This is a genomic window from Rhizobium sp. P1_E1 (assembly GCF_056406015.1).
Genome location: NZ_JBFUAY010000023.1, coordinates 88,262 through 95,466, shown reverse-complemented (window position 1 = coordinate 95,466; position 7,205 = coordinate 88,262). Strand labels below are relative to the sequence as shown.

Here is a 7,205-nt window from a genome sequence, read left to right as displayed (position 1 = left end):
CTATTGCTCATGGCGCGTAATGTAGTGATTCGGGAAGGAAAGACCAGAAAAGATGTTCTGCTTTCATTCCCGAGCCGCCGCTATTCCGGGCGGTAGGTTGCGGGCAGCAATGCCGCCGCAGAGCGCGGCCATGGTGGTCACGCGGGCGAGCGGGGCCAAAAAACGGTTCGCGGCCTGTCGGAACCGGCGCCGGTGGGGCGTCCTTAGGTCATCGGACAGCAGTCCGGATCGATACCGTCAACAAGGAGGTCGTTTCATGCCGAAGGTCGTTTCAAATCTCTGGTTCGCCGAGGAAGCACGCGAAGCCGTCGAATTCTATGTGTCTGTTATCCCGGATTCCAGGATCGGCCGCACCACCATTTTGCCGGCGGAAACGCCGAGCGGGCCTCCCGGCAGTGTCGAACTGATCGAGTTCACGCTCGCCGACCAGGCCTTCCTGGCGATGAAGGCCGGCCCGCTCGATAGCTTCAATCATTCCTTCTCGATCGCGATTCTTGTGGAAAGCCAGGCCGAGATCGATCGGATATGGGAGGCATTTCTCGCCAATGGCGGCACGCCGGAGGCCTGCGGATGGCTGAAGGACCGCTGGGGTCTTTCCTGGCAGATCGTGCCGCGCATGCTGTCCGAAATGATCGCCGACAGCAACCGCGAGCGGGCCAGGCGCGTAACCGAAGTGATGCTCGGCATGGTCAAGATCGATGTCGCCGCGCTGGAGAAGGCATTCAACGGCTGAGTCGCGCGGTTAGCGTATGATCACGATGATGGGCGCATAGTCGCGATGCGTCCGTTTCCATCATGTCTGAAGCGGATCGGCACACGCTGTCCTGCATCGACTTTGCGCAGATTGGCTGCCAACCGTCGATTTCTCCAGTGCTCGAATCACGGGCGACATTGCACACCTTTTTCATCTTTCTGTCACGTCGCGAAATGTGCTGATACCGCGATGGCACCCTTCTCCACTACAATAAGGAACAGTTTCGTAGAGTAAAAAAATAACCGGTGCATGCACGTTTTTGTGCATTGCCAGAAACAGCCGGTGAGCGTGGAATATACCTGCGAAACTATTGATTCTTAGGAATGTCGTGTCCATCTCCTTGGTATGACGACCTAGAGCCTGTGGCATTAACCTTGAATGGAGGGCCCATGCTGAGTGAATCCGTATTTGATGCGTTCACCCGCACCTATGATGCGCGTCGCGAAACCGATATGTCGATCGCGGAGTATCTCGACCTTTGCAAAAAGGAACCGCTTGCCTATGCCAATGCGACCGAGCGCCTGCTCGCCGCGATAGGCGAACCGCAGATGGTCGACACCGCCAGGGACACGCGCCTCGGTCGGATATTCATGAACCGGACCATCCGGATCTATCCGGCCTTTGTCGGCTTCCACGGCATGGAAGAGACAATCGAACGCATCGTTTCCTTCTTCCGGCACGCGGCGCAGGGGCTCGAGGAGCGCAAGCAGATCCTTTATCTGCTCGGCCCGGTCGGCGGCGGCAAGTCATCGCTGGCCGAGCGGCTGAAGCTGCTGATGGAGCTTCATCCGATCTACGTGCTGAAGGCGGGTGACGAGATCAGCCCCGTTTTCGAAAGTCCGCTCAACCTGTTCGACCCGGACACGATGGGATCGCTCCTGCAGGAGCAATACGGCATTCCGCTGCGACGCCTGAGCGGACTGATGAGCCCGTGGTGCCTGAAGCGGCTCGATGATTTTGGGGGTGATATTTCCCGCTTCCGTGTCGTCAGGGTACAGCCTTCGCGGCTGCGCCAGATCGCTATCGCCAAGACCGAGCCTGGAGACGAGAACAATCAGGATATCTCGTCACTGGTCGGCAAGGTCGATATCCGCAAGCTGGAGACCTATTCCCAGAACGATCCCGATGCCTACAGCTATTCGGGCGGCCTCAACCGCGCCAATCAGGGCGTGCTCGAATTCGTCGAGATGTTCAAGGCGCCGATCAAGATGCTGCATCCGCTGCTGACGGCGACGCAGGAGGGGAACTATATCGGCTCCGAGAATATCGGCGCCATACCCTTCTCCGGCATCGTCCTTGCGCATTCGAACGAAGCGGAATGGCAAACCTTCAAGGCCAACAAGAACAACGAGGCCTTCATCGACCGTATTTGCGTGATCAAGGTGCCCTATTGCCTGCGCGTCACGGAAGAGCAGAAGATCTACGAAAAGCTGATCGAGGGATCGGAACTGGCCGATGCGCCATGCGCCCCCGCGACGCTCGAAATGCTGGCCCGCTTCTCCGTGCTTTCGCGTCTGCGTAAACATGAGAATTCGACGTACTTCTCGAAGATGCGTACCTATGACGGCGAGAGCCTGAAGGAGACGGATCCGCGCGCCCGCAGTGTCCAGGAATATCGGGATGCCGCCGGCATCGACGAAGGCATGGACGGCATATCGACCCGCTTCGCCTTCAAGGTGCTCGCCTCCACCTTCAATCACGACACCACGGATATTGGCGCCGATCCGGTTCATCTGATGTATGTGCTGGAGCAGTCGATCCGCCGCGAGCAGTTTTCCGACGATGTCGAGAAGCGCTATCTGGAGTTCATCAAGGCCGATCTTGCACCACGTTACGCAGAGTTCATTGGCAATGAGATTCAGAAGGCCTATCTTGAGTCCTATGCGGATTACGGGCAGAATCTGTTCGACCGCTACGTGGATTATGCCGATGCCTGGATCGAAGACGTGGACTTCAAGGATCCCGATACCGGCCAGCTTCTCGATCGCGAGCTCCTCAACCAGGAACTGACGAAAATCGAAAAGCCGGCGGGAATCGCCAATCCGAAGGATTTCCGCAACGAAATCGTCAAGTTCTGCTTGAGATCGCGGGCAGCCAACGGCGGAAAGAATCCGTCATGGACGAGCTACGAGAAGATCCGGGAAGTCATCGAGAAGCGAATGTTCTCGCAGGTCGAGGATCTTTTGCCGGTCATTTCCTTCGGTTCGAAGAAGGATTCGGAAACAGAAAAGAAACACAGCGAGTTCGTCTCGCGCATGGCTGCGCGGGGCTACACGGAGAGGCAGGTTCGGCGCCTCGTCGAATGGTACATGCGCGTCAAACAGGCAAGTTAATGTGGAGCCAATATGCACATTGTCGACCGTCGGCTAAATCCGCGCGGTAAAAGTCTGGAAAATCGGCAACGGTTTCTTCGGCGCATGAAAGGCGCCGTGCAGCAGGCGGTAAAGCGTTCTCTGCAAAACCGGAACATTCGCGATGTGCTCGACGGCGGTGAGATCAGCCTGCCGATCGATGGAATGGCCGAACCGAGCCTTCGAAGGGGCGACGGCGGCGTCGCCGATCACATCCTGCCGGGAAACAGGGCATTCGTCGAAGGCGATATCATTCCACGGCCGCCGGGTAGGAAGGGTGGAAAACCAAAAGATGCAGGCGAAGGCGATGGCGAGGACGGCTTCCGTTTCGTGCTGACGCGCGAGGAATTCCTCGATGTGTTTCTGGATGACCTGGAACTGCCCGACCTTGCCAAGCGGCGTCTGACCGAAACCGAGGAGGAAACTCCGTCGCGGGCCGGCTATTCCGTATCGGGATCGCCGTCCAACATCGCCGTCGGTCGCACGACGAGGCTCGCGATGATGCGCCGCGTCGCGCTTCACCGTCCGCGTCGCGAAGAGATCGAAGCCCTGCAGCGACAGATCGAGGAATGCGAGGACGACGAAAGCCGCCTGACGCTTGAGGCAAAACTCAAATCCCTGACGGAAAAAAGCCGGCGCATTCCCTATATCGATCCGCTCGACGTGCGGTATCGCCGCTTCGAAAACGAGCCGAAGCCTGTGGCGAAGGCCGTGATGTTCTGCCTGATGGACGTCTCAGGCTCCATGTCGGAACACATGAAGGACCTTGCGAAGCGGTTCTACCTGCTGCTCTACCTTTTCCTGTCGAAGCGATACAAGAAAGTGGAGATCGTCTTCATCCGTCATACCGACAAGGCCGAGGAGGTCGACGAGGAAACCTTCTTCTATGGTCCGGCGACGGGCGGGACGCTGGTATCCAGCGCCCTTGCGGCAATGCGCGGGATCATCGCGGCGCGTTTCGATCCGGCAGAGTGGAATATCTACGGCGCCCAGGCTTCGGACGGTGACAACGCCCATTCGGACGGAAACCTGACCGGGCAACTGCTGCGCGAGATTTTGCCGCTGTGCCAGTATTTCGCCTATATCGAGGTCGGCGAAGAGGGCGGCGACTCCTCAATATCCCGTTCACCGCTTTGGATGCTCTATGACGGGATCCGTTCCGAGCTATCGCTTTCGATGCGCAAGGTCTGCCGGCGGAGCGAAATATTCCCTGTTTTCCACGATCTCTTCCAGAAACGTGACGCACAGTCGAGGGTGACGCCATGACCACGACGATGAGACCAAGAGAGCGGCTTTTGTTCCAGGGAGCCGACTGGGATTTCGCAACGCTCCAGCGCATCCACGACGCCTGCGAGGAGATCGCGCTTAACGAACTCGGCCTCGATGTCTATCCGAACCAGATCGAAGTCATCACCTCGGAGCAGATGCTCGATGCCTATTCCTCCACCGGCATGCCGCTCTTTTACCGCCATTGGTCTTTCGGCAAGCACTTCGCGCATCACGAAACCTTCTACCGCCGCGGGATGCGCGACCTTGCCTATGAGATCGTCATCAACAGCTCTCCATGCATCTCCTACCTGATGGAAGAGAACACGGCGACGATGCAGACGCTCGTCACCGCGCATGCGGCCTTCGGCCACAACCACTTCTTCAAGAACAACTATCTCTTCAAGCTCTGGACCGATGCGGAGGGTATCCTCGATTACCTCGATTTCGCCAAGGGTTATATCACCCGCTGTGAGGAGCGTTACGGCGAGACGGCGGTCGAGCGTACGCTCGACGCAGCCCATGCGCTGATGTCGCACGGCGTACATCGATACGCGGGCAAGACCACCATCGATCTTCGCCAGGAGGAGAAGCGGCAGCAGGAGCGCCGCGCCCACGAGGAGCAGATGTTCAACGACCTATGGCGCACGGTTCCGGTCGGCAAGGCCCGGAAGGCGGGTGACATCGGCCTGGAAAAGCGCCGCGCCGCCCTCGGTCTTCCGCAGGACAACATCCTTTACTTCCTTGAAAAATCGGCGCCGCGGCTGCAGCCGTGGCAGCGCGAGATCCTCCGCATCGTCCGCCACGTCGCGCAATATTTCCATCCCCAGCGGCAGACCAAGGTGATGAACGAGGGAACCGCCACTTTCGTCCACTACCAGATCATGAACCGGCTTCACGAGCGGGGGCAGATCAGCGACGGAAACTTCCTCGAATTCCTGAAGTCGCACGCCAACGTCGTGTTCCAGCCGAGCTACGACGACCGGCGGTTCTCGGGCTTCAACCCCTATGCGCTTGGTTTTGCGATGATGCAGGATATCGAGCGGATCGTCACGAAGCCGACGGAAGAGGACCGCACATGGTTTTCCGATATCGCTGGACGAGGCGATGCGATGGCGGTCCTGCGCGACATCTGGGCCAATTACCGGGACGAGAGCTTTATCAGCCAGTTTCTGAGCCCGAACCTGATCCGGCAGTTGCGGCTGTTCCATCTCTACGACGATCCTGAACAGACCGAGGGAGTGCTGGTTTCGGCGATCCATAATGAGCGTGGATACTTGCGCATCCGCCGCCAGCTCTCCCGCGAATATGATATCGGCTGGACAGATCCGGCAATCGATATCGTCGATGTCGATCTCGCCGGCGACCGCCGGCTGTTGCTGCAACACATCATGATGAATGGCTGCTATCTTCAGGAAAATGACACGAAGCTCGTCCTGCAGCATCTCGCCGATCTCTGGGGCTATGACGTATTGCTTCAGGAAATCGACAGTTCCAGCGCGGTGGCGAGAGAACACACGGCGAGCCCGCGCAAGATCGTTCAATAATCACCCGTTGTGCTGACGGGCGATAACGTGAACAATTATCGGTGGCAACAAACACAAAGCCTTAGTAGTTTACCGCCGTTGCAATCGCCCACTTGATCTCGACCAGTTTCAGCCTTTGCAGCGATCTTTCCCGGGGCGGATGGCGCGGAGACGAGAGACCATGAGTGAAACGCGGCGCAAGCTGACGACGATCTTCTGTGCTGACGTGCAGGACTATACGCGGCTGATGGGGGCTGACGAGGAGGGGACGCTTGCGAGCCTGAAGCGCTGCCGAGAAGCGATGGGGCGCCTCATCGAAAGCCATGGCGGCCGCGTCATCAATACCTGGGGCGATGGGCTGATCGCCGATTTCCCGAGCGTGGTCGAAGCGGTGCGCGCGGCCGTCGACACCCAGAACGAACTCGCGGGCTTCAACGCCCGCCGTCCGGCCGACGGGCGCATGCTCTTTCGCATCGGCATCAATCTCGGCGACGTGATCGTCGAAGGCGAAGACATCTATGGTGACGGCGTCAATATTGCGGCGCGGCTGCAGGCTTCGGCTGCGGCCGGCGGCATCGTCATTTCAAGCACAGTCTACGATCAGGTGCGCAACAAGGTGGCTGTTGGTTTCGAGTTTCTCGGACCGTTGATGGTGAAGAATGTCGATGAAGGCGTGCCGAGCTACGCGGTGAAGATCGGCGATGCCAGGGACGAGACGCCGCCTGCCGAACGATCCGGCCCCGCGCGTCCGCAGCCGCAGCCGGCGGTTATGGCGGCGGCAATCTCCGAGGCAAGGCCGGCACCGCGCGAACGTAGGCTCTACGGCGTGCTCGCCGTCATCGCCGCTGTCCTGATCTGCATCAATCTGCTGTCATGGCAGGGCGTTTTCTGGGCGCGCTTTCCTGTGCTGGCGCTGGCCGTCGTCGCGGCGCTCGCCTGGAACCGCGACCAGACGCTGTTCAACCGCAAGATCACCTCGCTGGCGATCGTGGCGCTCGGCATTGCCGGCATCAACCTCTTCACCTGGACGGGGCAGTTCTGGGCGATGTGGCCGATACTGGGGATTGCGGCCGTCATGGGCGTGCGATGGTCGATGCGCCGATAGACATCCAACCCGCATCGTCAGAGATTTTGTGCAATATTTCGCCCGACAATCGGCGGTGTCAAAGACAGCGGCGAGTGTTCGTTCAAGCAAAAGTGAGCGGTCGGGTTATTTCCATTCTTTGCTGATATTACAAATCGGTAATGCCGGCTGCTTATGCTTGCCGGTGAGCTGTAAACGCGCGATATTGTCGCATCAGACGGGAA

General features: G+C 58.8%; 5 protein-coding genes. All 5 read left to right on the top strand.

Going from position 1 to position 7,205, the window contains the following annotated elements:
- The first annotated feature begins 256 nt into the window (after positions 1–256).
- The 5 genes from AC1D1Z_RS11695 to AC1D1Z_RS11675 all read left to right on the top strand — a co-directional run bounded on the left by AC1D1Z_RS11695 (position 257) and on the right by AC1D1Z_RS11675 (position 7,002).
- A complete protein-coding gene (locus AC1D1Z_RS11695) occupies positions 257–733 on the top strand; it encodes a VOC family protein (RefSeq protein ID WP_018242832.1) in 477 nt (158 codons plus the stop codon).
- A 410-nt stretch (positions 734–1,143) separates the two neighbouring features.
- The gene (locus AC1D1Z_RS11690; protein ID WP_018242831.1) at positions 1,144–3,087 is read left to right on the top strand and encodes a PrkA family serine protein kinase; all 1,944 of its coding nucleotides are present in this window, start codon (positions 1,144–1,146) and stop codon (positions 3,085–3,087) included.
- 12 nt (positions 3,088–3,099) lie between these two features.
- Positions 3,100–4,371 carry a YeaH/YhbH family protein gene (locus AC1D1Z_RS11685; RefSeq protein ID WP_018242830.1) on the top strand — a complete coding sequence of 424 codons (1,272 nt, stop codon included), beginning with the start codon at positions 3,100–3,102 and terminating at the stop codon, positions 4,369–4,371.
- Positions 4,368–5,918 (top strand): SpoVR family protein, encoded by a 1,551-nt coding sequence (locus tag AC1D1Z_RS11680; RefSeq protein WP_112904118.1) that lies wholly within the window; start codon positions 4,368–4,370, stop codon positions 5,916–5,918. Before AC1D1Z_RS11685 ends, AC1D1Z_RS11680 begins: the two co-directional genes overlap by 4 nt.
- A 160-nt stretch (positions 5,919–6,078) precedes the next feature.
- Complete coding sequence (locus AC1D1Z_RS11675; protein WP_112904116.1) at positions 6,079–7,002, top strand: adenylate/guanylate cyclase domain-containing protein; 924 nt, start codon at positions 6,079–6,081, stop codon at positions 7,000–7,002.
- Positions 7,003–7,205: the final 203 nt, after the last annotated feature.